We start from the raw sequence: 23,904 nt of genomic DNA on the forward strand, positions 1-23,904 counted from the left end.
GACCGGGAGGAAGCCCGACGAGACATCTTCGATTACATCGAGATGTTCTACAACCCGAAGCGCCGGCATGGTTCCGCAAACGGGCTATCGCCGGTAGAGTACGAGAAGCAGTATTTCCAACAGCTCCGGAGTGTCTAGAGAAGCCGGGGCGATTCACCCATGACTTCTCGTGCTGTGTTCAGTTTGAATAGCCGATTGCTTATATGATCATCAGGGATGCAACAAGTAGCCACGTCTGAAATTTATGAATTCAGTATTGCAATCACAACAAAGATGTCATACGATTTTTAGAACCGAGCTGTCGGTATAACAGCCTTTAAACAGTGATATCTGACCTGCAGGATGTTGGTAACCTTTAGCTACCAAAGCATTCTGCATATCTCGTGCCTTCGGCATAGAGAAAACCTAGAGTAGTTCGCTACCTCTTCAACGTGCCACCGGTACGTTCTCTGATTGCTGCTATGTGGTGTTTGTTTTTCAAACACATCATCATATAAGCATGTCTTGCATTGTTTCACCTACCACAATGTAATGAATTCTCGCCTGTGCAATTGAATAGCCATTTCGCTATCTCTTGCGCGGAATTGCCTTTTGAATTCGTTAACCAGCATCAGCTGATTAAATTACTCAGAAAGAAAAAAATGACAAATCAACATTTAAAGGAATTAAAAAATCATGCAATGCAATACCATAAAATCCGCATATCCACTTGAAAAAATTCAACCCCCAAAACATAAGATAATTTTCACAATCTGGGAAGCTTTTAATCAGATTTCTTTCTCAGTACCCGTCCAAACTTGGCTTATGCCAGATGATCTCCATCAACCAGTATTTCCCACTATAAAACTATGGCGCCCCCACCCCAAAAGTTCATTAGAGCTGCTAGCAGGCTTTCGGTCGTTCAACCTTGCGTCAGCATATGGTCTCTCAGAAGTCGAGGTAGTTGAGTTCTCTGTTCTGAGTGAAATAGAAGCAGTTGACATTGCAATAAAAGACACTCTTTATCCTTTGGTTTTATGGAACTGCCGTACTAAAAACTCTAACCTACAAATACAAAATTTTTTAAAGACTATCAGAAATTCATTACCAGACTCATACAAAAAGCAGCTTCCCAAGCCTATCCAATTGCGAGAATGGCTGAATATCAGCGAATACGTAGGTAGAAAAAGGCTGTCTACATCGAGCAAGCTAACTCTTTTGAGACAAAGCATTTCCTCCGGACAAGAAAACGTTCAACAGGTGCCTGCAAAGTATGACCAAGCTTGATTCCCTCTACACAAGAGACAGCCTTGCTGAGCTATGCAACTTGGTGAATATCGAGCCTGAGGACCTCCGATTGCTGGTCGGCTGGATTAAAGCCCCCCCCAACCTGCAACAGTTTTTGCCGGTGATCGACAACTTGATAGCATTGCTCGAAGCAGCTCAATCATCCCCCCTGCTTCCAGAACTCCAGCTAGAAGCGGCACAGATCACGGCCTGGAAATCTCTTCTGCAGACCATCCAAGCAGCATTGCCAGCGGACTTGCCACCTGCGTTACAACACCTGAGTGCGCGGGATAACATTCGTCCACATGGCCTTATCGGACAGTACTCCGAGTATGCATCCCTCGTTGCAAACAAGCCGGGTTACCCTGCACACGAAACAACCGCGATTCGCTATCTGCATTTCATTGCGCTGGCCGCTGCTGCGGGCTATCGCCAGCTAATTGCATCGGAAGAAGTAAAGCAACCGACAGACTGCATCTACACCGGTATGCTGAAGATCCGGGATTTAGAAAAGCCAAATAAACGACCGGCATTTCTCATTCCGGATTTACGTACAGAAACATCATTGCAGTCATGCCACGTGGTGCTTGCCGCACTGGCAGATGCCAGTGCCGATGACAACAGCAAGATTTGGGTCGATAAAATTCGCGGACTTTTTCGTGCATATAGCGAAGGCCGAGAAAGTCCGCGAGGTCGCTATGAACTGGCGCTGGACAGAGTCAGTGAAATTCGCAAATTGCCAGCGCATGAAGACCCAGACTGGGCGAGCGAGTCAGGCATCCCTAGCGAGTCATGTATCCCGATTCGCATTACGACTTTTATCAGTTGCCCAGACCATACCAGCGCCCGGGAGCTGATGAGGCTAGGGCTATCCCCAAATGAATGTACAACGCAGTCCGCCGTCGCGGTTGATGACCCGTTAGCACCACGTTTTGCACAGCGTGATACCCAAATCGCTCGACTAAGAAGCCGAGGTCTACTGCACAGCCTCATCCAGACAGCGCAAGCGCTGCCTGATAGCTGGGGCACTCCTACGACGTATGAAATAGAGCAGCTGGTACGTCAGTTAAGTAGTGACCCACAGCCCATTTTAAAAACTGTTTCGCAAGATGACATGCCAGCGCTACAAGCCCTCCTGCTGCTGAGACTGTGGACCGGCCTCCCCCTTGGTGAAGTGCTTGCCTTACAAGTCGTTCCAAGCCTTGAGGGCGATGCTTTACCGCAACACAGCTTACTAACATTTATTCAAGACACAGCCACGCTGTTGATTCCCATCAGCACACCTTCACGCCAGCGAGGCATGAACCCGATCGACCAAGCACTGATACAAAGCCCGGAACTATCCGGGCGGCCTACGTCCTCGGAAAGCAGCATCATGGTAAGGCTGCCCAAAACAGCCACTGCCATCCTGCAAAACTTCTTTCACAGCTGGCAACAAACGAAGAAGCGCAAGACGCATCGCCGTCCTTTTGAACACTGCACTACCGATTTCGCTGCGGGCATCAAGGCTTACCTCGCATACATCAATAGTCATCATGCTACACGCTGGACTGATGCTCGCGTTTCTCTCGTCATGCGCCAGGCAATCTTGCAGAGCGCAGGTGACCAGGTTTTTGTCTACCTGCTCACTAAACAGGAAGTTGGGCACGCCGTTGTCGCTGCGCATTATCAATGCACAGATGCTGCTTACCTCGCTAAAGTTTTTCAGCATGCGCATCGCTGGATTATCTCGACCGTCCGTGACGGTACCGCACCACATCAGATCCCTATTGAATCCCTCCACCTGGCGCCAGCTATTGGTAGTCCGCTGGCCGTGTCAGATACATTTGTCCGTGAACTGTGCAACCATCTCAAGCAAGCCATCCGGTCACAACAGCGTCAATTTCCATCACTTACTACCAGGATTAATATCCATAACGCCCTGGTTTCCTACATCTCGCACTGGCTGGGTTTTTGCTCAGGCTATCGAGCAGTACGTGACCCACTTCACGACCCTCGTGAGCTAGATCAGCAGACTGGCTTGCTGGTCATCAGTGATAAAGATGATGACCACTTTCGACACTCCAGGCTGGTTTGCCTACCGCTCAGCTTCGTTGAGCAGATGCATGCGTATGTCGAGCATTTGCTAAGCCTGGCGAGCAAACTACACATCAAGCCCAGCCTGCAAATGGATATCCGAGCTCTTTGTCAGCGCTATCGCAGCCCTGATACACGTTGGGATAGCACAACCCAAGTTATGCCTTTTCTGTTTTTTCTGAGCCCACAGCTACGCGTGCGCAATGTTTCCCCCAGCACGCTTGCAGAGGTCAACCCGACTGAGCTACCAGTCAACATCGACCGGCACTATTTGCGAAGCAAGCTAAGTGCACTGGGTGCACCAGGAGAGCACATTGACTACTTCATGGGACACTGGGAGCGGGGTGAAGAGCCCTACCAGCGTTACTCGATGATCAGCCCTTTTCAGATCGGTATGGTGCTACAGCCTTACCTTGAAAAAATCAGTCAAGCCTGCGGTTGGTCAGTCCAGTTTGGACTGCGTGGCTGCTAATCATCCAAAGGAAATCCTCCAGATGAGCGACAAAGCGATTTGGGCAGGCTGGCCGTTGAGTACTACCGGAGTAAAAACTGACGTTCATGGGCATAAGAAACGGGAGCAAAATCGTCGTAAACAATTAATGCGCGCAGAGCGCGATCTGCTGGACCAGCTGGATCAACTTCTCCCTGGCTCAAGGACAGGTTTACCAGATTTATCATTCACCCAAGATTTGCTGCTTACCCTTGAACAGTGGCAATCGCGGGAGGCGGATCAAACCAGACACATCAAAAAACTGCGGTCTTTTCTTCGGCGGGGTTTACTGAATGGGCAGCAAGCCTTGAACTGGAGTGTGGTCCTTCCACCGCAGATCATTACCTTGCCTGCCATTAGCAACCCGCTTACCCCGCAAGCGATCTCCACCTTGCCCATATTCCGTAAGCAGCTCGAGCTTTTCTTGGCGACACTGCAGCCAACATGGTGTGGGTCAGCGAGAGAACAAGTTGCGATAAAACTGTACTGGGGACGTTTCTTCTTCAGCAGCGTCACCCTTGGCGGCCTGCTGGATAGTGCGGCTTTGTTACAGCTGCCATTTTGCCAAGACAAAGTAAAGCGCTGGCAAGAGCAGGTCTGGTTCGAGCTTTTTACAAATGACATGCCTGAGTACGTTCAAGTTAAACGTGCACCTCGGCACTGGTTTCCGGACCCGGTTAGTCTCATCCTGTTCAAGCAGTTACCACCACTGCCCGTTGAGCGCTGCCACGACAGGGACAGTTCTCGCCGGTGGGTATACGGCTGCCTGCAGGATTTTCTGGCCTATCTCAATAATACAGCGGGCGCTCATAGCCTAGCTCGGCATCAACTACACGACAACATCCAACAGTGGTTATGCGATGCCACCACATACTGGCAGCTGATCTTGCCACCTTTCCTGATCGAGCATAGTCGCGGTCAGAGTGGTGCTACCGCCTGGACCACTTCGTGCTGGCAGCGCGTTCTTGAAAAGAAATCACCGCCACTGACCGAGTCTGTTGAGCCCACATTAGCCAAGACGGTTATCCCTATATCTGCAAATGTTTCGCGCAATCCGACGGATGCCCAGATTCAACAGCTCTACAAAGACATCAAGAAGACGCTGCATCGACCTACCAACCAGCCTGCACCGTCCTGGAAAATCATTCATGACCAGCTACGATCTCTCAGAGATGAGTCACTCAAAACCAGCATTGTCATCGGAGGACTTCTGGACTGGATTCTGTCCCGTTACAGCCAAAAAGAAATCAAACGTAGTACGGCATATCAGGAACTTACAAGCTTGGGCCGCAGCTTACTCGCGGAACTGGATGAGGCCATGCTTACCGACATGGAAGCCGCAGACTTCGAGGCCGTTTACGAAGCTATCCTGGAGCAGGTAACCAACCCGCACACACGCTCGCAGAAAGCGAAACAATTACGCCGCTATCACCTGCACATGGTCCAGCTTGCCGGCTGGCCCAGTTTGTACTTCTCGCTTGAAGGACAAAACGAGTCACCACAAGCAGATGCCCACATCCTGCTGGAAGAAGAATATCAATGTCTCTACTCGGCTCTGCTAGGAGCCAAAGACGATCCATACCGCCATATGCAGCTGATCTTGCTGATCCTTGGCTTTCGCTGCGGTCTGCGTATCAGCGAAGCAAGGGGGCTAAGGCTGGAAGATGTCCACTATCGCGGGACATTGGCGATAATCGACTCTACAACCTGCGAACTCGGAAGACTGCATGCGACACTGCTGGTAAGACGCAATCCGTTCAGCAGCCTAAAAACTGATAACGCCAAGCGGCAATTGCCGCTGGGCCTGCTATTGGCCAATCACGAGTTGGCGGAGCTCCTGGATTACCATCAGCAACAACGCAGGCGTTCGGGTATTCAACGTGGTTGCTACTTGTTTGCCGACATGGCAACGAATACTCGCCCTGTTGATTTAGAAAGGGTTCAACCGGCACTGCACTACCTCATGCGCCAGGTTACCGGCGATCATAAGATGCGCTATCACCATCTGCGCCACTCATTTGCCACGCATCTGGTTCAACTTTTTACTGGGCAGGACACGCCACTCACCCTGCCAACGCACTGGCTTGCATCTACCAACACTGATAGCTCTTTGCCACGACTCGTTGCGCATATATCTCCACAGAGCGAACTCAGTCGTAAAGGCTTGTTCGCAATCGCCGAGTGGATTGGACATGCCAGTCCAGGCACAACACTCTGTCACTACGTGCATAACCTGGACCATCTTTTGAAAAACCAGATGTGGGCGCATAGCTTTGCACACCAACGCAATGGCCTCGGCTTTGCCAGACAGTTCGTGGCTCACATCGAACCAGCACGCTATGTTGCAGACCTGCTTGGGATCAGCGATGAGAATGTACGTCAGCGCAATAGCCGCTACGGACATTTGATGGGCTGGGTACCAGCGTTACTTGGCTTGCAAGATCAATCTCGAGACTCAGGAAAAAAGCAGTGGCACAGACCTGACCAGGTAGATCTGCAGATGATGGATGTTCACAGCGCACCTCGCAGCCTAGAGAATTTTGATTTTGATGAGTGGTGTAGCTTTTTATCACTATGGCGCCAAGGCGTTGCCGTTTCCGAATTAGCGAAAATTTTCTATCTGTCACCTGACAGCCTGCCACCGCAGCTAGCCAAGCTCCAAAAGCTTTTTGAACGCAAAGGCAAAAAAGGGGGCAAGACGCTGGTTCGTCAACAACCTACCTCATTTGGCCAACTACGACACCTCCCGGTAGTCCCACGTAGTCGCAAAGAGCTAGAGTCAGCGCAACGCTACTACCTGTCAATTCAACGTTTGTTAATGAGCGAAAACACCAGCGAGTATCTAGAGGGGCTGCGGTACTTTGCCACCCAGTATCGGACTTGGAATAACAGGATCCGATGGGAAGAGCTTGACGACAAGCCACGGCGTCATGACGGGTTAAAGCATTTGATCAGTAAACTCGCTCCGCACATCCAACTGCCCACATCACCAGCAGGTGTGCAGTATCGGCGAAGCGCAGGTCAGATATCACTGACCAATCCACAAACAGGAAAATCCAGTCATGGGCTCTACTTTGCACTGCTTGTTGCGTGCATCAGCCAAACAGTAAAGGTATGAAACCAGCTACAACCCGAAGCTCCTACTCTCTCATCGCGAGTAGCGGCATTTACGAGGATTTCGGTCTATCTATGATGACCGGTTTTCGGCCAAAGCGGTCAGTCACAGCCAGACTCTCGACGTCCGCTTCCGTATTGATTGCAGCTATTAAAGTATCTAGAGAAGCAGGTGTAATTCAATGGCTGCCACATTGCTTATGTTCTTGCTTCAGCTAGCAGCCAATCCCGGAACCGAACCAATTTGGGTAAAGATGCACTCTCGTTCCGATACACCACGTAGTAAGCCAGTGGCGAGTCCAGGGTAATGTTGGGAAACAACCTGACAAGCCGCCCAGCCATCAGGTCATCCCGTGCCATGACACTACGAGCCAGAGCGATCCCGTGGCCATCAATCGCAGCTTGGAGTACCGCTGCCGAGTTATTGATCTTCAATGCTCTGTTACTGCTGCCGGCGGCAATGCCTGCATGCAACATCCAAGTGTCCCAAGACGGTAAACCGGCACGCTCCTCCATTGATTGGTCATGAATCAGCGTTTCTCCGGCAAACACCCCCAGCCCGGGCTCACGCCCTACGCGCTGCAGAACGCTTGGTGCGCAGACAGGAAACACCTCCTCATCCATGAGTTTCTCAGCCACTAGCCCAGGCCAGTGACCACTACCGTAGCGAACGCCAATGTCTATGCCTTGGGCGGCGAAGTCCACTGGCTTCAGACTAGTATCCAGCCGCACATCTGTTTCTGGGCAAAGGGCCTGGAAGCGATCAATACGCGGTAGCAACCATTTGGCCGCAAACGCCGGGCTGATGGTAACGGTCAGCACCCCGCCGGTAGATGCCTGCTGCAGTAGCGTCATGCCAATGCCAAGTCGATCGAATCCTGCCCGAATGTCTGGTAACGCACGTTCAGCGGCATCCGTGACGATGAGCCTGGCTCGTCCGCTACTACCGCGGTGAAATAGCGGGGTGCCCAGCCAGTCTTCCAGCGTGCGTACCAGCTGTCCGACGGCGGCGGGGGTCACATTGAGCTCTTCTGCGGCAGCTGAAAAGCTCTGGTGGCGTGCGCTGGCTTCAAATGCGCGCAAAGCATTGAGATGGACGGGTGCTTTCATTCCGCTAAAGATTTTCTTTTCTTATGGCGCAGATTATCTCGTTTGTACATGACGAGCAATCACATAAAAATACACACCAAGCAAGAGCTTAACAATTTAGGCGCTTGAACAACCTGTCTGGTCGGTGCGTAGCAGCTACGACTTCGAGACAGTTTTTCTTCTAGCTTTTGGGAGTGTGAAATGAGTCAGGAATTCAAAGGTAAAAAACTGTTAGTTGTCGGTGGCACCAGCGGCATGGGTCTGGAAACTGCCCGTACCGTACTGGCAGCAGGCGGTAGTGCGGTGATCGTGGGCAACCGCCCCGCCAAGACTGAAGAGGCCCGTCAGGCATTGTCCGCGCTGGGGCAGGTCTGGGCACTGACCGCCGACCTGTCGAGTGATGCCGCCGTAGCCGAACTGCTGCAGCGTTTGGATACCGAGCATGCCGATATCGATTTGCTGGTCAACGCTGCGGGCGTGTTCTTCCCGAAACCGTTCCTGGCGCACGAGTCCTCCGATTACGACCAGTACATGAAGCTGAATAAAGCATTCTTCTTCATTACCCAGAAAGTTGCGGCCAACTTAGTGGCACGTCAGCAGCCTGGTGCCATTGTCAATATCGGCTCCATGTGGGCCAAGCAGGCCATTGCGGCGACACCGTCTTCCGCTTACTCGATGGCAAAGGCCGGTTTGCACTCGCTGACCCAGCACCTGGCTATGGAGCTGGCGCCACACCATATTCGCGTCAATGCCGTCTCGCCCGCCGTGGTGCAAACCCCGATCTACGAGGGCTTTATCCCGAAAGATGAAGTCCACACGGCACTGCAGGGCTTCAACGGTTTCCATCCAATTGGTCGTGTGGGGACGCCACAAGATGTAGCAGACGTGGTTGCTTTCCTGCTGTCGGACAAAGCGGGCTGGGTCACTGGCGCCAACTGGGATGTGGACGGTGGTGTGATGGCTGGCCGTAACTGATCGGTATTTTTGGCCGGCACCAATGTGCCGGCCAATGCAATAGCGACGCACCTAGCCCCTTGCTGGGGGACATGCCACATCCGCTTTAGAAAGTTGAATCACAGATGACTTCCGCCACGCGTGTTAATCACCAGCATCCGATACCGGTGTCGCCTCCCAATGCCAGGAACAATCTGATCCGGCTCACACTAGCCCAAGCTTTTGCGGGTGCCAACTCCGTGGTGGTGTACACCATTGGTGCCATCGTGGGTAATTTGCTGGCACCCAACCAACTTCTGGCTACCTTACCTGTTTCCGTGTTTGTGGTGGGGATGGCGCTGTGTGCGCTGCCTGCCGGTTGGTTAACCCGGCGACAAGGTAGACGTACGACATTTCTCGTGGGCACCGGTTGTGGTGTCTTGGCGGGTTTGCTAAGTGCTTTGGCGATGGTAAAGGGCGCATTTTGGTTGTATTGCTGTGCCACATTCTTGGGTGGTGCCTACGCTGCTGTCGTACTGTCTTTCCGCTTCGCTGCAGCGGATTGTGTCGCACCCGCCAAACGATCACAGGCACTGTCTATTGTCATGGCGGGCGGCATTCTGGCTGGCATTATCGGACCGCAACTGGTGTCGCTCACTATGGGGAAGTTGGCTCACTACCCGTTTGCCGCCACCTTCCTTGCTCAAGCAGCCGTTGCGGCAGTGTCCGCCGTCATGCTGGCAGGTGTACGACTACCACCGACCTCCTTGGAACAGGGCGATGGTGGTCGACCTATCCGTCTCATCGCCCGAGACCCCGGCTTTATTGCCGCAGTGACCTGTGGAGTCGTGTCCTATCTGCTGATGAATTTCCTGATGACAGCAGCACCGCTGGCCATGCGTTTTTGTGGCTTACCGCAGGACGCGGCCAACCTTGGCATCCAGTGGCATGTGATTGCCATGTATGCGCCTAGCTTCTTTACCGGTAAGTGGATTGCACGCTTTGGTGCCAAACGCATCGTGGCTATCGGTCTGTTGCTGACGGGCTTGTCAGCCGCCATTGGTTTGACTGGTGTGGATGTTCTGCACTTCTGGCTCACCTTGATTCTGCTGGGACTGGGCTGGAATCTGGCTTTCATCGGTGCCTCCAGCTTGGTGTTGCAGTGCCATCAGCCTGCAGAAAAGGCCAAGGTACAGTCATTCAACGACTTCATTGTTTTTGGAATGGTAGCTGTCGGTTCTTTGATATCAGGCGGTCTGCTGACCAGCTATGGCTGGCAAACCGTACTCTGGTTGTCATTCATTCCACTGTCGCTGGCTGGACTGGCCCTGGCTGTCTTCTCGGTGCGTCAGCGTGCATTTACAGCCTGATCGCGTTATCGGTCATTTCATTCTGGAGCTTACTCGTGGTTTACCTGCAAATCACCCTGAATATCACCGCGGCCAATCGTCTTGCCGCAGCCAACGTCTTCCTGCAATACCGGGAGCCATTCCTGTCTTCTATCCAAGGTGCGCTCTCAAAAAATTTACTGTTACGCGATGAAGATGTGCAACTACTGCACGGCTTTGACACCGCAGAACATGCCCAGCACTACCTGCAAAGCGAGCTGTTTAACAAGGATGTCGTAAGCGCACTGACACCGCTGCTGGCCGCCGCGCCCGATATCCGGCTCTATCAGCAAGCTGAGTTTTAAAACACAATTTTTTGCCTCCTCCTGGCTCCCCCCCCAACCACACTGGAAACATGATCATGATGCAAGACTGGAATCAGTACCGCAGTGCCCTGCTGGCGCGTGTCGGTGACTACGCCAAACAAAGCCCCGATGTACTTAAAGGCCTGGCGACAATTGAAAACGCAGCAGCCAAGAGCGGTCATCTTGAGCCGAAAATGCACGAACTGATTGCTCTCGCCGTAGCGGTAACGACTCGCTGTGATGGCTGTATTTCCATCCATACCAAGAAAGCGGTCGAACATGGCGCCACCCTGGAGGAGATTTCGGAGGCGCTGGGTGTGGCTATTGCCCTGAATGCCGGCCCTGCATTGGTTTACTCTGCTCGCGTGCTGGAAGCCCATGCGCAACTGGCAAACGGCTAAGTCATAAGGCCTCGCTGCCAGCGTCATTCCCGCTGGCAGCTGACCTTCAGCAAGCGTGGAAACTGCTTATGTTAGTGAATGACGATTTCTCCCTTCGTGCCATTGTGCAAACACATGACTACACCTGGGTACCCTCACAGCAAACTGGTATCGAGCGCATGATGCTAGATCGTCTGGGGGGAGAAGCGGCTCGTGCGACCAGCATCGTGCGCTACGCACCAGGTACGGGTTATCCGCTGCACGCCCATCCGGGCGGTGAGGAGATACTTGTGCTATCCGGCACATTTAGCGAAGACAACTGCCACTATCCCGCCGGCTGGTACCTTCGCAATCCGCCAGGCTCTGCCCATCAGCCTGGCAGTGCGCAAGGTGCAACAATCTTCGTCAAGCTGTGGCAAATGTCGTCAGCAGAGTGCCAGCGGGTACGCATCAATACTGCGGATGCGGCCAACTGGCACAGGCAGGACAGCTTGGCCATCTGCCCGCTCTTTTCCAGCGAGACCGAGCAGGTGGTATTGATGAAGCTGGCGCCTGGCGACTTGCTGCCATTTCGAACAGACCGACGCACAGAGTTACTGCTGCTTGGTGGACAGCTGGCAATCACCGGGCAGGTTTATGCCAAGGGAACCTGGATGCGGCTGCCTGCCGGCGATACGCCACCGTTACAGGCAGGTGCAGCTGGCGCCACCCTGTATGTCAAATCCGGTTTTTCCGACTACCCGCAAGCAGGACGCTGATCATGCAAAAAACACGTATCGCCATCGTAGGTGGCGGCCTGAGTGGCCTGTATGCAGCTTGGCTACTGGAGCAGAACGGTATCACTGACTATGTACTGCTGGAGGCGCGTCAGCGTTTGGGAGGCCGGATTCTGTCCCCTATAGTAAACGGTGCGCTCGATGCGGAACACACTGCGGATCGTGTCGATCTTGGCCCTTCTTGGTTTTGGCCAGACTATCAACCCCAGTTGGACAGGCTAGTGCGTGAGTTGGGATTGGTTCGGTTTGAGCAGGTGGAAGACGGTGACATGATGGTGGAGCACTCGCCACGCGATGCGCCCATTCGTCGGCGAGGGTTCCGCAATGTGCCAACATCGATGCGACTGCTTGGCGGTATGGCGGCGCTCGTTACCGCGCTGGCGGATAAGCTGGATGCTACTCGTCGCCACACAGGGCATGTTGTCCGGTCGATCAGCCTGCAGCAAGATCATATCGTGATGGATTGCCGCACAGATACCGGCGCAATCTGCTGGCAAGCAGAGCATGTACTGCTCGCTATCCCGCCCAGGTTGGCAGTGAGCAATCTAAGCTTCTCTCCGTCGCTGCCTACGCCGCAAATGGCGCAATGGCAAGCGACAGCCACCTGGATGGCGCCGCACGCTAAGTATGTGGCCGTTTATGCCCAACCGTTCTGGCATACGGCAGGGCTATCCGGCGAAGCCCGTAGTATGGTTGGCCCATTAGGCGAAATTCATGATGCATCGATGCCCGAAGGCAGTGCTGCACTATTCGGCTTTTTTCAATGGCCAGCAATGTCGCGTCAAGCGATACCAGTGGCCGAGCTAAAGCAGCGTTGCCGTCAGCAACTGGCCCGTATCTTCGGGCCACAGGCCGCTCACCCACTTGCAGAATTCATTCAGGATTGGGCTCTGGACGATTACACCGCCACCGCAGCGGATCTTCACTCAGTGCCACAGCATGCAGCAGCACCTCCTGCAGATGTGGATACTGGTCTCTGGAAGCATCGAATCACTGGCATCGCGAGTGAATGGTCGCCGAGCTACCCTGGCTACGTTGCCGGGGCGATTGAGGCTGCTGGCAACGGAGTAGATGCGTGGCTGGCTAGATCCGGCGAAAGGGCCGGGTTAGAACTACAGGTGCTGAACCCATGAAAAAGACGTATCGCGCAATACAAATAAGCCGGCCGGGGGTGCTGGAGTTGGTCAACCGTGACATTCCCGTCCCTGGGCCTGGCGAGGTGTTGATCCAGGTTGAGGCCTGTGGCATGTGTGGTGCAGATCTGCGTGACATCCAGAACGCAGAACCTTCCCGCCAGCGCGTACCTGGGCATGAGGTCGTTGGTCGCATTATTGCCATAGGTAGCGGTACTCCTGCGATCTGGGGGCTGGGTCAAAGAGTCGGCGTGGGGCGCTTGGGTGGCCATTGCAACGCGTGCGAATCGTGCCGTAGAGGGCAGTTCCAGTTATGCCAGAACCAGCAGGTTGTCGGCGCCAGTTGTGATGGGGGTTACGCGGAAATGATGCTGGCGCGTTCTACCGGGCTGGTGGCCATTCCGGACGAGCTGGACGCTATCGAGGCAGCGCCCATACTGTGCGCGGGGCTTGCCACGTTCAACGCGCTGAAAAAATGCGGGGCAGAAGCCGGTGATCTAGTGGCGATCCTTGGTCTTGGAGGTTTGGGGCATATGGCAGTGCAGTACGCCAGAAAAATGGGCTTCAAGGTGATCGCTATTGGCCGTGGTACAGACTTAGCAGAAGCGGCACGTCAGCTGGGAGCACATGACTACATTGATACCAATGAGCAGGATGCACCCTCACGGCTCAAACTGCTTGGCGGGGCGGTAGCGATAGTCAGCACTATTCCGGATATGGCCACGGTAAGCCATGTTGCGACAGGGTTGACAGCGCATGGTCGGCTCATGCTATTAGGTGCTGGCCCAGCATCCTTGTCGCTGTCTTCTGGCTATATGGTAGGTGGCGAGCGTAGCGTACAAGGCTCCCTGACCGGCACTCCCTATGACAATGAGAAAACGCTCGGTTTCAGCGTGCTTACCGACATCCGTCCGCAAATTGAAACAATGCATCTGGCACAAGCTAACGAAGCATACCAACGGCTGCTGAAAGGGGATATCAAGTTCCGGATGGTGCTTACCATGACTGATAAATAGCCGATATCAAGTCTGTAGAGGCTAGTCCGAGTTTGCCCAAACCGCCCTGCAAACTCGGTACTACCTTTTCACTGCTGATCGTCCGCTTTGGCCGATGAGGGCACTGTTGGCAGCGACCGTTCGCTGCCAACTTCCTTGTGGTTAACTAGATTTCAATCTGCTCTGAAATTTCCAAAGCATCATCGACCTCGATACCCAGATACCGAACGGTGCTCTCCAGCTTGGTGTGACCAAGTAAGATTTGTACAGCACGCAGATTTTTGGTCTTTTTGTAGATCAGTGTTGCCTTGGTCCGACGTAATGAGTGTGTGCCATAGATGGATGAGTCTAGACCTGCTGTCGAGACCCACCTATGCACGATCCGTGCGTATTGGCGAGTCGATAGGTGTGGAGACGACGTCCCCCCAGTCTCAGTAGCACTACGCTTTAGAGTCCGAGGCTAATTTACCTGATTTCTCCGCCAGTAATTTGGCGTAGGCCGCTGGCGTCAAACCACCCAGCGCTTTCTTCGGCCTTTCGTTGTTGTATTCCCTTCGCCAGGCTTCGATCACGATCTGAGCATGGTGCAGACTGGTGAACCAGTGTGTAATGACCCAGCCCTTTCTGCACAGATCAGGCTACTAATTGATACGCCATCGCCGGCGTCTTCATCCCCAAAGCTTGGTGCGGGCGCCGGTGGTTGTAGAACCCGATCCAGTCGGCAATCACCCGACTAGCGTGCGCCAGGCTTTCAAAGCGGTGCCGGTGCGCGCACTGCTCTTTCAAGGTGCGGATCACCCGCTCCACCATCCCGTTCTGCTCCGGCGTGTACGGCGTGATGAACTCCTGCTGCAAGCCGTAGCTTTTCACCAGCGCGGTGTAGCTGCGGCTGGTGAACACCAAGCCGTTGTCGCTGCGCAGCAGGAAGCGTTGCGGCACCCGGCCCAGGCAGCTAAAGCCGTTGATTAGCGCATGTTCCAGCGCCGATTCGGCTGTTTTGGACTTGCCACTGCGTGACAGATGCCAGCCCAGCAATTCGCGGGTGCAGCAGTCGATCACCAACGCCAAGTGGCACCAGCCATCCTTGCCAGCCCAAATGCGGCATAGATCGGTGGCCCAGCGTTGGTTAGGCTCGGCCGCCACCGATGGCAGAGCTTGCACTCGTGGGCGGAAGCCGACCGGACGCTTCTTCACCTGCCAGCCTTTGAGCTGAAAGATGCGCTGCACAGTGTTTTTGTTCATGCCCAGTAGGCCTGCCACGGTGCGGTAGCCGAATGAAGGATTCTCTTCAATCATCTCCTTGATCGGCTCGACCAGTTGCGGTTGCAGCTTGGGTGCGGCCTTTTGCGGGCGGTAGTACAGCGTGCGACGCGGCACGTCGAACCAGCGGCACAGTTTGCTGATGGGCACCTGAATGCCGTCGTTTGCCAGTCCCTGCCGGACGAGATGGACTACTTGTCGTCCTCGCCCAGCAGAGACTGCAGCTTTTTTCGGGCGCGTAGCTCCAGCATGGCTTCACCGTAGGCTTCCTGCAGTTCTTTGAGCTGTTTTTCGTACTGCTCGCGGATGTCCATCGGCTTGGCACGCAGGGCGTTTTCCATGCCGCGCTTGGCCTCATCGACCCAGGTTTCGATCTCGGAGGGGGTCAGGTCGAAGGCGCGAGAGGCTTCGGCTACCGTGCTCTTGCCTTTAATGATCTCCATCACCAGCGCGGCTTTGCGCTTGGCGGTCCAGCGTTTGATGTCGTCTTCCATGGTCATACTCATCACATGCTCCTGTGTGAATTATGACCTGTGCAGGTTTTTAGTGGGTCATTACAAGTGTTCGTTCAGGCATTCGTCCCGGAAGCGCCCGTTAAACGATTCGATGTAAGCGTTCTGATTCAGCTTGCCCGGCTCAATGTGGAACAGCTGAACACCCCGAGTGTGCGCCCAATCCAACATCGCCCGGCTGCAGAACTCCTTGCCGTTATCCGTCCTGATCGCTTTGGGCAAGCCTCGTGTCTGCGCCAACTGGTCGAGAACGCGCGTCAGGTGCATGCCGCTCATCGCCCGTTCCGGCACAATGGCCACCGCTTCGTGTGTAGCGTCATCAAGGATAGTCAGGCTCTTGATAGCACGCCCCTCTGCTGTCCGGTCGAACACGAAGTCCATCGACCAAACCTGGTTGGCCGCCATCGGCCGTACCAGCGGATGACGGTCTGCTACCGGCACTTTCTTGCGATTGCGCCGACGAATTTGCAAACCCGCCTCGGCATAGAGCCGATCCACGCGCTTGTGATTGACCTGTATGCCTTCCTGCCGCAGTTTCAGGTAAATCATGCTGGCCCCGTAGCGCCGGTGGCGCTGCGCCAGGGTGATGATTTTTTCCTTGAGCGAGGCATTACGGTCTGGGCGCGGCTGGTAGCGGAAAGCGCTGGGGCTCATGCCCGCCACCCGCAACGAGCGGCGTTCACTCAGCCCCTTGCCCATCAAGTGGCGCACCAGCTCCCTCCGTGACGGTGCGCTCACCACTTCTTTCGGAGGGCTTCCTTGGTGATCTCGTTCTCGAGCATCGTCTCGGCCAGGAGCTTCTTCAGCCGAGCGTTCTCGGCTTCCAGCTCTTTGAGACGCTTGGCCTCCGAGACATTCATGCCGCCAAACTTGCTGCGCCAGAGGTAGTAGCTGGCTTCCGAGAAGGCATGCTTGCGGCACAGCTCGGCTACTGGCATGCCGGCTTCTGCTTCGCGCAGGAAGCCAATGATCTGTTCTTCGGTGAATCGTTTCTTCATGTCCAACTCCTTGTCATGGTGGATTGGACGCTAAAGTCACGTGCTACTCAAGATGGGGTGGACGTCGGGCAGTCCCCAACAAGACCTGCATGCCCTAAGGTAGGGGTGCATTGCAGAGCACACAGCCCTGAGTAGGCAAAAATGCCGCTACCAAGCTTAGCCCAGTAGCGGCTATAACACATACACTCAGCGCCCCATTGGCTGGGACTGTGCTTCCGCTTTCAATGCACTAACCAATAAGCGGTATCGCTCGCCAACTAACAAATCTTTCTCCACATTAGACAGCAGGCTTCTCTCCCCCTTATGGCCATGATCACGCTTTGCCAGGATGAGAATCTCAGTAACTCGTGGATAGTCTTGGGCAAGCCTCAGTGCGTGCTGACGTACATCATGCGGAATCTGCTTATTGGCACCAAGCTCGCGCAGATACAAGCCAATTTCCAGCATGGCCCACGTATGCCGCAAAGCCAGCTCCGAGTTAAACCGTTGCATTCTCGCCCCCCTTCTGGATTTGGGCTGCTTTAAGCAGCTGCTCGAATGCAGACCCATCACGGCGAGTCAGGTTTGGTACGTAGCGCGAGTAAACCTTGAACAACATCTCTGTGTTCGCATGCCCCATCTGTCTTGCAATCCACTCTGGTGCCTCCCCTGCCGCCAACCAGAGCGTAGCTGCCGTATGCCTGGTCTGGTATGGGCGCCGTCGCTCCAAGCCCAAGACGCTGAGCAACGGGTACCAGACACGCTTGGTAACGTTGTTATGCTCGATAGGCAGCCCTTGCAGGTTGCAGAATACGTATTCTGACATGGCACCAGTTGCTCGATACTGCTTCTGGAGCGCATCGTAAACAGGCTGACTCATTGCAATATCACGCTGGGAAGCATCGGTTTTGGTGTAGTCATCTTCACCGTAGACGACCGTTTCTCTCACCAATATCTGGCGGCGATCAAAATCCACATACTTCCACTTCAGGCCATCGATCTCCCCTGTTCGCATCCCCGTAAAGAACCTCACAGTGTAGTAGTTGCGAAAATCAGGCCGCACGCTGTCAATGATCAGCTTGACCTCTTGCAAAGTGAACGGCTGCACATCAGACTTTGGCACCTTCAACGGTTTGATGCGTACATAAGGCGTGGTAAAGTCGTAACGGTCGGCGGCTTCCTCGAAAATGCGTCTCAGCGGATCCATGATCTTGTTGATACGGTTGGCAGATAGCGTTGCGTTACCATTCCGGCCGGATACTTTGGCGAGTGAAGACCGGAATTTAAGCAAATCTGCTCGGGTGATAGCCCCGACCCGGACATTTCCGAACGCTGGCAGATAATACTTGTCAACATTCCCCCTGATCGTTACCAGATAAGAGCGACGCCACCCTATGCTGGTCTCTGCCAGCCACTCCTCAAGGAAGTCTTTCAACAATGGCGTTCGCAGTATCTTGGGATCCACGATCGGCTGTTGCTCGATAAGTGGTTTAGATACAGGCTCTTCAGTAGCATGCCTCTCGGGGAAAAAGGCTTCATAGCGAAATCGGCCCAGCTGGATCTCGGACTCTATCTGCAGCAACATGCGCTCAAGCTTTCTCCTGTTTGCTGCAGTATCTTTCAGTTCTGTTTGCTCTCGGCACCGTTTCCCATTCCATCTGAAATCCAAAAACAGTAAACCTGTTTCTTTACGTGCTCGTACAACGCCCATAACCATCCCCCTACTCTGCCATAGGCATGGCAATCGAGTCTGAGTGATTCCGAAGCAGATCTGCTTCAATTGCCTCCCAGATGAAAAGGTACTTCCTTCTACCAAAGGGTCGAACATAGTGCTTACCCTCAAGCAAGCAGTGGTCGACTAGCTTGTTACGGATGGTACGAGGGTCGTAGTGGATACGAGAAGCCAGCTCTTCGGTCGTAATGTAAGTAGAACTCATAGTGTCATTCCTTAGGTGCATGTAAACTCAGAAGATCATTTTTCTCCTCAAGCGGAGAATTTGACCTTCTAGAGATCATTATGCACGCAAAAAGACCTTTTGCAACACTTTTTGACCTTCAGTAGATCATTATTACCTGGAGAAAGACATGATTAAATGCCACCTGTCTCGCATGATGGGAGAGCGTCGCCTCAAGATCAGTGATGTAGCAAGAGAGACTGGTCTAAACCGAGGTACGCTGACCAGGCTCTACCACGAGACAGCTGAAAGAGTTGAGCTAGATGTTCTTGATGCCTTATGCGCATACTTTCACTGCCAAGTAAGCGATATCTTCGAGTTCAATCCCAATCCTGTGCCCAAGGGTGAAAATACGACTCCCTGACTACACTGGGATGCTGAGCAAACACAGTACAAATCCAGCCAATGGATCGCCGGCCAGCTTAAGGACTACCTGCCATTTCAAGGCTCTAGGACGACACAAAGGTGATCTATTGGTATTTGAGGGAAATTTCAGGCACTTGATCTTTGTGCCCACCCTGTGCCCAGAGGGCACAAAACGCGCCGAAATCCCAAAGGTCACGACAAAACAGCGTGCCCATTCAGCCCAAAGGTCAAAAAAACCTCATCAGGGATGTGCTGTGGGCACGGCTTAGGCACAGAAATGGGCACAGAAGCCGGTCTGTGCCCAAAACAGAGGAGGGAAAACGCAAAACCCCTGATCCAATTTTTCAATTGAATCAGGGGTTTGTGTTTGGTTGCGGGAGCAGGATTCGAACCTACGACCTTCGGGTTATGAGCCCGACGAGCTACCAGACTGCTCCATCCCGCGTCTGATGAAGTGAATAATATACAGTATCTATAGCAGTGTCAAGCTTAATTTACTGCAATTATCAAATTACTTTACGCTAGCCCTACCTGCACCAGCAGGTGCTAGCAAATGAAAAAGCCAATCTTTCGATTGGCTTTTTCGAAAACTTGGTTGCGGGAGCAGGATTCGAACCTACGACCTTCGGGTTATGAGCCCGACGAGCTACCAGACTGCTCCATCCCGCGACAGAGAGAACGAACTATACATTCGCCGCGCTGCCGCGTCAAGCTTTTATTGTCATCACGCTGCGGTCTGCACGTAGGCATTGGCAGGATACATCACACTCTCCACACCAGCAGGGGTTCGCATGGTGACTTCGTAGCGACGGCCAACGGCACGCACGTTAACTACTTCGAATCTCAGCTCTTCGCCGTTATCGGTAATTTCCAGGATGCTGTGGCCTGGCTCCAGTTGGTTGATACGCATCGTATTTCCTTCTTTTGTCATTCTTGTTATCAACAATCATTTGATAAAACGCTTTTAAACACATCACACCTTACAGGGTGTTATCGACATTGACCATCAGTAGGACTACGCAGTTCCCTAGCTGGTCACGGCAAGCGTAATCAGTACAGATGAAACGCTGATGACAACCACCCTCTCTGCGCCGCAAACAACCCACAGTGACAACAGCCACCATACAAAAACCACATTCTGCCTGCAGATTCAGCTACTTGGCGGGTGGCAAAGCAGTGAGCACAGCGCAAAGCGCGTTAACGGACAAAAGAAAACGCCCCGCAATGCAGGGCGTTGGCAATAGGCGACTACACGCGCAGGCTTAGCCTACGCGCATGCCCGGTTGTGCGCCGTCGTCAGCGTCCAGCAGGAACAGGCCGCTGCTGTCGTCATTGCCGGAGGCGCAGACGATCATGCCTTGCGATACGCCAAAGCGCATCTTGCGTTCGGCCAGGTTGGCCACCACGATCACCTTGCGGCCTACCAGCTTTTCCGGTTCCTGGTAGGCGGAACGGATACCGGAGAAGATATTGCGCTGTTCAAAGCCCAGGTCGACGGTGAACTGCAGCAGCTTGTCGGAGCCTTCCACGAAGTTGCAGGCCAGTACCTTGCCTACGCGCAGGTCCAGCTTGGCAAAGTCGTCGATCTTGATGGTGTCGGCCAGCGGCTCGTAGTTGGCCGCAGCGGCCGGTGCTTGTGCTTCCATGGTCTGTTTGTTCGCTTCGATGAGTTTGTCCACCAGCACCGGGTCGACGCGTTGCATCAGGTGCTGGTACGGCTTGATGGTGTGACCCAGCAGCGGCTGCTGGGCGTCGGTCCACTGCAGCGGCGCCACGTCGAGGAAGGCCTCCACGTCTTGCGCTACTTTCGGCAGTACCGGCTTCAGGTAGATGGTGAGCAGGCGGAAGGCGTTGATCAGCACGGTGCACACTTCGTGCAGGCGCGCTTCCTGCCCTTCCTGCTTGGCCAGCTCCCACGGCTTGTTGGCATCAACGTAGGCATTCACCACGTCGGCAATGCCCATGATCTCGCGCAGCGCCTTGGCGTACTCGCGCGCTTCGAAGGCAGCGGCGATGTTGTCGGCCTCGGCGGCGATATTGCCCAGCAGGCGGGTTTCATCCTGCACGCTGTCGGCCAGCTTGCCGCCAAAGCGCTTGGTAATGAAGCCGGCGGCGCGGCTGGCGATGTTGACGTACTTGCCTACCACGTCGGAATTGACGCGGGCCACGAAGTCACCCAGGTTCAGGTCGATGTCTTCGATGCGGCTGTTGAGCTTGCCGGCAATGTAGTAACGCATCCATTCCGGGTTCAGGCCGCATTCCAGGTAGCTCTTGGCGGTGATGAAGGTGCCGCGCGACTTGGACATCTTCTGGCCGTCCACGGTGAGGAAACCGTGGGCGAACACGCCGGTGGGCGCACGCATGCCGGAGAACTTCAGCGTGGCGGGCCAGAACAGCGCGTGGAAGTACAGGATGTCCTTGCCGATGAAGTGGTACATCTCGGTGTCGGTGTCAGGCTTGAACCAGGCGTCGAAGTCCAGGTTCAGCTGTGCGCACAGCTTCTTGAAGCTGGCCATGTAGCCGATCGGCGCATCCAGCCACACGTAGAAGTACTTGCCCGGCGCGTCGGGAATCTCGAAGCCGAAGTACGGTGCGTCACGGCTGATGTCCCAGTCCTGCAGGCCGCCGCCGATCCACTCGTTCATCTTGTTCAGCGATTCCGGCTGCAGGTGCGGCTGTACCACGCCGTCGGCGCGGGTGGTGTTGCCGCTGGTCCAGTCGCGCAGGAAGTCGGCGCACTCGCCCAGGCGGAAGAAGTAGTGCTCGGAGGTTTTCAGCACCGGCGTGGCGCCGGACACCGCCGAGTACGGGTTCTTCAGTTCGGTGGGGTTGTAGGTGGCGCCGCACACTTCACAGTTGTCGCCGTACTGGTCTTTGGCGCTGCATTTCGGGCATTCGCCCTTCACGAAGCGGTCCGGCAGGAACATCTGCTTTTCCGGGTCGAACAGCTGCTCGATGGTACGCGAGGTAATCTTGTTGTCGGCACGCAGCGCGCGGTACATCTGCTGCGCCAGTTCCTTGTTTTCCGGGCTGTTGGTGCTGTAGTAGCTGTCGTGGCCGATCAGGAAGCCCTGCGAATCGGCCACGTGCAGCGCTTCCACTTCGGCGATCAGCTGCTCGGGGGTAATGCCGCGCTTCTCGGCTGCCAGCATGATGGGCGCGCCGTGGGTGTCATCGGCGCACACGTAGTAGCACTCGTGGCCGCGCATCTTCTGGAAGCGCACCCAGATGTCGGTTTGGATCTGTTCGAGCATGTGGCCAAGGTGCAGCCCCGCGTTGGCGTAAGGCAGTGCACTGGTCACCAGAATCTTGCGTTTGGTCATGGAGAAGCGTCCAGTGAAAGGATTCGGTAAATCGTCGATTATAACGACAAAGGTTGGCCGCGACAGTCATCGCGGCCAACCTTCTGTATTTGTGCCACCTGGGGCGGCAGGCTGGCCGATCAGGCCGACTGCGGCAGCAGGTCCGGGTCGTCGCGCTCGGCCATCGCCACCGCCACTTGCGGGCGCGCCAGCCACACGAACACCAGCGCGGTCAGCACCGACAGCAGGGCAAAACCGGTCATGCTGCCGGCGATATAGGCCCAGCGGAACAGCTCGATGCCGATACCGTAACCGGCCATGCACAACATGCTCATGCCGGCAGACACCACACCCTTGGGCAGGCTGCTGCTCATCAGCGCAAAACGGTACAGCACGCCGAAAGACATGCCCTCGCCTACCGCCATCAGGGTCATGCCCAGTACCAGAAACACGTGCTGTTGCTGACCATACAGCACGCCAGCCAGCATCAGCACCAGGCCGCCCACCACCGGCCACATGCCCAGCAGCACCGAGCGGCCCAGCGGCCAGGCCTCGGCACGGGCCGCCAGCAGCAGGTTGCCAGCCACCAGGCCACCAAATACCGGCAGCTGCCACAGGCCGTAGGCCAGCGTGCTCATGCCCAGGTCTTCCACCAGCAGCACTGGCGACAGCGCAATCCAGCCCATCAGCGGTAGCGCCAGCAGCGGGATGCACAGCACCGACAGCACGAAGCGGCGGTCACGCAGCAGCTGCAGGTAGTCGCCGCCCATGCTGGACAGCGGGCGCGGGTTGGCCGCAGGGCGTACCGTCTCCGGCATTTTCCACCACAGGCCCAGCAGCGCCAGCAGCGCGCAGGCCGCAATGAACAGGAAGCAGCTGCGCCACGGCGCCACTTCCACCAGCGCGGCGCCGGCCAGCGGGCCTACCATCGGCGCGATCAGCGCCACGTTAGCCATCAGCGCGGTAACGCGCACCGCGGTTTTCTCGGCGTAGGCTTCCTGTACCGCGGCGTAGCCGACGGCGTTGATGAAGCACAGGCCCATGCCCTGCAGCACGCGCAGCGCCATATAGGCTTCGATGCTGCTCACCAGATAGGTGGCCAGGCAGCTCACGATAAAGAACACCACCCCGCCCAGCAGCACCGGACGGCGGCCGTAACGGTCGGACAGCGGGCCGGTCAGCCACGACAGCGCGGCACCGCCCAGCAAGAAAAAGGTCATCGACAGCGGCACCCAGCCGGCGTCCACGCCGAACTCGCGGGTAACCTGCAGCATGGCCGGCTGCGCCATGTCGTTGGCGATGTAGACGGCAAATTCGAACAGCACCAGGGCCAGCGGAAACAGCAAGGTGGCAAACGACAGGCGGGAAATCTTGTTATTGGCAGACAAAAGAACACCTCAAAAACCATGACAGGGCCAAAAGCCACCCCGCCACACGGGAAAAAAGGGTAGGGATTCTACGCGAAATCAGCCACTTAGACCAGCCCCGCCCGCCACGGGCCGCAAGCATGGGCGACAGCGGGTGCTTTGGGCTATCATTTGCCACGATAAATGCCGGCTGCCGGCCTGCCGTCACACGCAGCGCGCA

21 protein-coding genes, 2 tRNA genes and 2 pseudogenes are annotated in these 23,904 nt (G+C 55.1%); 12 read left to right on the forward strand and 13 right to left on the reverse strand.

Going from position 1 to position 23,904, the window contains the following annotated elements:
- From ACK4FZ_RS09015 to ACK4FZ_RS09030, 4 genes are all read left to right on the forward strand, one after another.
- On the forward strand, positions 1-138 hold a 138-nt coding region (locus ACK4FZ_RS09015), incomplete at its 5' end, for an IS3 family transposase (protein ID WP_409820412.1).
- Between the two features lie 537 nt (positions 139-675).
- Complete coding sequence (locus tag ACK4FZ_RS09020) at positions 676-1,266, forward strand: hypothetical protein (RefSeq protein ID WP_409820030.1); 591 nt, start codon at positions 676-678, stop codon at positions 1,264-1,266.
- Positions 1,253-3,814, forward strand: a complete 2,562-nt coding sequence (locus tag ACK4FZ_RS09025) for a hypothetical protein (protein WP_409820032.1) — start codon at positions 1,253-1,255, stop codon at positions 3,812-3,814. Before ACK4FZ_RS09020 ends, ACK4FZ_RS09025 begins: the two co-directional genes overlap by 14 nt.
- 22 nt (positions 3,815-3,836) lie before the next feature.
- On the forward strand, positions 3,837-6,950 hold the full coding sequence (locus tag ACK4FZ_RS09030) for a tyrosine-type recombinase/integrase (RefSeq protein ID WP_409820035.1): 3,114 nt from the start codon (positions 3,837-3,839) through the stop codon (positions 6,948-6,950).
- A 194-nt stretch (positions 6,951-7,144) separates the two neighbouring features.
- Here the strand turns inward: ACK4FZ_RS09030 and gcvA are convergent, their stop codons facing one another.
- Positions 7,145-8,056: a transcriptional regulator GcvA gene (gene gcvA, locus ACK4FZ_RS09035; RefSeq protein WP_409820037.1), complete on the reverse strand. Its 912-nt coding sequence runs from the start codon at positions 8,054-8,056 to the stop codon at positions 7,145-7,147.
- Positions 8,057-8,236: 180 nt separating this feature from the next.
- On the opposite strand from gcvA, the gene ACK4FZ_RS09040 reads away from it, so the two are divergent.
- From ACK4FZ_RS09040 to ACK4FZ_RS09070, 7 genes are all read left to right on the forward strand, one after another.
- On the forward strand, positions 8,237-9,010 hold the full coding sequence (locus ACK4FZ_RS09040) for an SDR family NAD(P)-dependent oxidoreductase (protein WP_409820039.1): 774 nt from the start codon (positions 8,237-8,239) through the stop codon (positions 9,008-9,010).
- 104 nt (positions 9,011-9,114) lie between these two features.
- Positions 9,115-10,338, forward strand: a complete 1,224-nt coding sequence (locus ACK4FZ_RS09045; RefSeq protein WP_409820041.1) for an MFS transporter — start codon at positions 9,115-9,117, stop codon at positions 10,336-10,338.
- 35 nt (positions 10,339-10,373) lie between these two features.
- Positions 10,374-10,661: a hypothetical protein gene (locus ACK4FZ_RS09050; protein WP_409820043.1), complete on the forward strand. Its 288-nt coding sequence runs from the start codon at positions 10,374-10,376 to the stop codon at positions 10,659-10,661.
- 56 nt (positions 10,662-10,717) lie between these two features.
- Positions 10,718-11,062, forward strand: a complete 345-nt coding sequence (locus ACK4FZ_RS09055; protein WP_409820046.1) for a carboxymuconolactone decarboxylase family protein — start codon at positions 10,718-10,720, stop codon at positions 11,060-11,062.
- 68 nt (positions 11,063-11,130) lie between these two features.
- Complete coding sequence (locus ACK4FZ_RS09060) at positions 11,131-11,799, forward strand: cupin domain-containing protein (RefSeq protein WP_409820048.1); 669 nt, start codon at positions 11,131-11,133, stop codon at positions 11,797-11,799.
- A gap of 2 nt (positions 11,800-11,801) precedes the next feature.
- A complete protein-coding gene (locus tag ACK4FZ_RS09065; protein WP_409820050.1) occupies positions 11,802-12,950 on the forward strand; it encodes a flavin monoamine oxidase family protein in 1,149 nt (382 codons plus the stop codon).
- A complete protein-coding gene (locus ACK4FZ_RS09070; RefSeq protein ID WP_409820053.1) occupies positions 12,947-13,966 on the forward strand; it encodes an alcohol dehydrogenase in 1,020 nt (339 codons plus the stop codon). The genes ACK4FZ_RS09065 and ACK4FZ_RS09070 overlap by 4 nt, the downstream gene beginning before the upstream one ends.
- Positions 13,967-14,111: 145 nt before the next feature.
- Here ACK4FZ_RS09070 and ACK4FZ_RS09075 read toward each other — a convergent pair.
- From ACK4FZ_RS09075 to ACK4FZ_RS09105, 7 genes and pseudogenes are all read right to left on the reverse strand, one after another.
- Positions 14,112-14,360 (reverse strand): annotated as a pseudogene (locus tag ACK4FZ_RS09075) (tyrosine-type recombinase/integrase); the annotation flags it as partial.
- A gap of 25 nt (positions 14,361-14,385) precedes the next feature.
- Positions 14,386-14,577 carry an integrase core domain-containing protein gene (locus tag ACK4FZ_RS09080; protein WP_409820415.1) on the reverse strand — a complete coding sequence of 64 codons (192 nt, stop codon included), beginning with the start codon at positions 14,575-14,577 and terminating at the stop codon, positions 14,386-14,388.
- A 1-nt stretch (position 14,578) separates the two neighbouring features.
- Entirely contained in the window at positions 14,579-15,355 is a 777-nt protein-coding gene (locus ACK4FZ_RS09085; RefSeq protein ID WP_409820055.1) for an IS3 family transposase, read from the reverse strand.
- Between the two features lie 41 nt (positions 15,356-15,396).
- Positions 15,397-15,711 carry a transposase gene (locus tag ACK4FZ_RS09090; protein WP_409820057.1) on the reverse strand — a complete coding sequence of 105 codons (315 nt, stop codon included), beginning with the start codon at positions 15,709-15,711 and terminating at the stop codon, positions 15,397-15,399.
- 48 nt (positions 15,712-15,759) lie between these two features.
- Positions 15,760-16,715, reverse strand: a pseudogene (locus ACK4FZ_RS09095) (IS3 family transposase).
- 186 nt (positions 16,716-16,901) lie between these two features.
- Positions 16,902-17,162 (reverse strand): hypothetical protein, encoded by a 261-nt coding sequence (locus tag ACK4FZ_RS09100; RefSeq protein WP_409820060.1) that lies wholly within the window; start codon positions 17,160-17,162, stop codon positions 16,902-16,904.
- A gap of 31 nt (positions 17,163-17,193) precedes the next feature.
- A complete protein-coding gene (locus tag ACK4FZ_RS09105) occupies positions 17,194-18,405 on the reverse strand; it encodes an Arm DNA-binding domain-containing protein (protein ID WP_409820063.1) in 1,212 nt (403 codons plus the stop codon).
- Between the two features lie 398 nt (positions 18,406-18,803).
- Between ACK4FZ_RS09105 and ACK4FZ_RS09110 the strand changes: the two genes are divergently transcribed.
- Entirely contained in the window at positions 18,804-19,013 is a 210-nt protein-coding gene (locus tag ACK4FZ_RS09110) for a helix-turn-helix domain-containing protein (RefSeq protein ID WP_409820418.1), read from the forward strand.
- A gap of 370 nt (positions 19,014-19,383) precedes the next feature.
- On the opposite strand, the gene ACK4FZ_RS09115 is transcribed toward ACK4FZ_RS09110, so the two are convergent.
- The 5 genes from ACK4FZ_RS09115 to ACK4FZ_RS09135 form a co-directional block, all read right to left on the reverse strand.
- Positions 19,384-19,460, reverse strand: a tRNA-Met gene (locus ACK4FZ_RS09115).
- 147 nt (positions 19,461-19,607) lie between these two features.
- Positions 19,608-19,684, reverse strand: a tRNA-Met gene (locus ACK4FZ_RS09120).
- 55 nt (positions 19,685-19,739) lie between these two features.
- On the reverse strand, positions 19,740-19,925 hold the full coding sequence (locus ACK4FZ_RS09125; protein WP_409820066.1) for a hypothetical protein: 186 nt from the start codon (positions 19,923-19,925) through the stop codon (positions 19,740-19,742).
- A 352-nt stretch (positions 19,926-20,277) separates the two neighbouring features.
- The gene (metG, locus tag ACK4FZ_RS09130) at positions 20,278-22,338 is read right to left on the reverse strand and encodes a methionine--tRNA ligase (protein WP_144371836.1); all 2,061 of its coding nucleotides are present in this window, start codon (positions 22,336-22,338) and stop codon (positions 20,278-20,280) included.
- Positions 22,339-22,457: 119 nt separating this feature from the next.
- Positions 22,458-23,705, reverse strand: a complete 1,248-nt coding sequence (locus ACK4FZ_RS09135; protein WP_144371837.1) for an MFS transporter — start codon at positions 23,703-23,705, stop codon at positions 22,458-22,460.
- Positions 23,706-23,904 lie beyond the last annotated feature (199 nt).

Source organism: Vogesella sp., assembly GCF_046297735.1.
GTDB classification, from domain to species: domain Bacteria; phylum Pseudomonadota; class Gammaproteobacteria; order Burkholderiales; family Chromobacteriaceae; genus Vogesella; species Vogesella urethralis.

Coding starts and splice junctions, on each gene's coding strand:
- ACK4FZ_RS09020 (WP_409820030.1), top strand. CDS start 676: ATGCAATGCAATACCATAAAATCCGCATATCCACTTGAAAAAATTCAA.
- ACK4FZ_RS09065 (WP_409820050.1), top strand. CDS start 11,802: ATGCAAAAAACACGTATCGCCATCGTAGGTGGCGGCCTGAGTGGCCTG.
- ACK4FZ_RS09030 (WP_409820035.1), top strand. CDS start 3,837: ATGAGCGACAAAGCGATTTGGGCAGGCTGGCCGTTGAGTACTACCGGA.
- ACK4FZ_RS09090 (WP_409820057.1), bottom strand. CDS start 15,711: ATGAGTATGACCATGGAAGACGACATCAAACGCTGGACCGCCAAGCGC.
- ACK4FZ_RS09105 (WP_409820063.1), bottom strand. CDS start 18,405: ATGGGCGTTGTACGAGCACGTAAAGAAACAGGTTTACTGTTTTTGGAT.
- ACK4FZ_RS09125 (WP_409820066.1), bottom strand. CDS start 19,925: ATGCGTATCAACCAACTGGAGCCAGGCCACAGCATCCTGGAAATTACC.
- ACK4FZ_RS09110 (WP_409820418.1), top strand. CDS start 18,804: ATGATGGGAGAGCGTCGCCTCAAGATCAGTGATGTAGCAAGAGAGACT.
- ACK4FZ_RS09060 (WP_409820048.1), top strand. CDS start 11,131: ATGTTAGTGAATGACGATTTCTCCCTTCGTGCCATTGTGCAAACACAT.
- ACK4FZ_RS09025 (WP_409820032.1), top strand. CDS start 1,253: ATGACCAAGCTTGATTCCCTCTACACAAGAGACAGCCTTGCTGAGCTA.
- ACK4FZ_RS09040 (WP_409820039.1), top strand. CDS start 8,237: ATGAGTCAGGAATTCAAAGGTAAAAAACTGTTAGTTGTCGGTGGCACC.
- ACK4FZ_RS09055 (WP_409820046.1), top strand. CDS start 10,718: ATGATGCAAGACTGGAATCAGTACCGCAGTGCCCTGCTGGCGCGTGTC.
- ACK4FZ_RS09045 (WP_409820041.1), top strand. CDS start 9,115: ATGACTTCCGCCACGCGTGTTAATCACCAGCATCCGATACCGGTGTCG.
- ACK4FZ_RS09070 (WP_409820053.1), top strand. CDS start 12,947: ATGAAAAAGACGTATCGCGCAATACAAATAAGCCGGCCGGGGGTGCTG.
- metG (WP_144371836.1), bottom strand. CDS start 22,338: ATGACCAAACGCAAGATTCTGGTGACCAGTGCACTGCCTTACGCCAAC.
- ACK4FZ_RS09100 (WP_409820060.1), bottom strand. CDS start 17,162: ATGCTGGAAATTGGCTTGTATCTGCGCGAGCTTGGTGCCAATAAGCAG.
- gcvA (WP_409820037.1), bottom strand. CDS start 8,056: ATGAAAGCACCCGTCCATCTCAATGCTTTGCGCGCATTTGAAGCCAGC.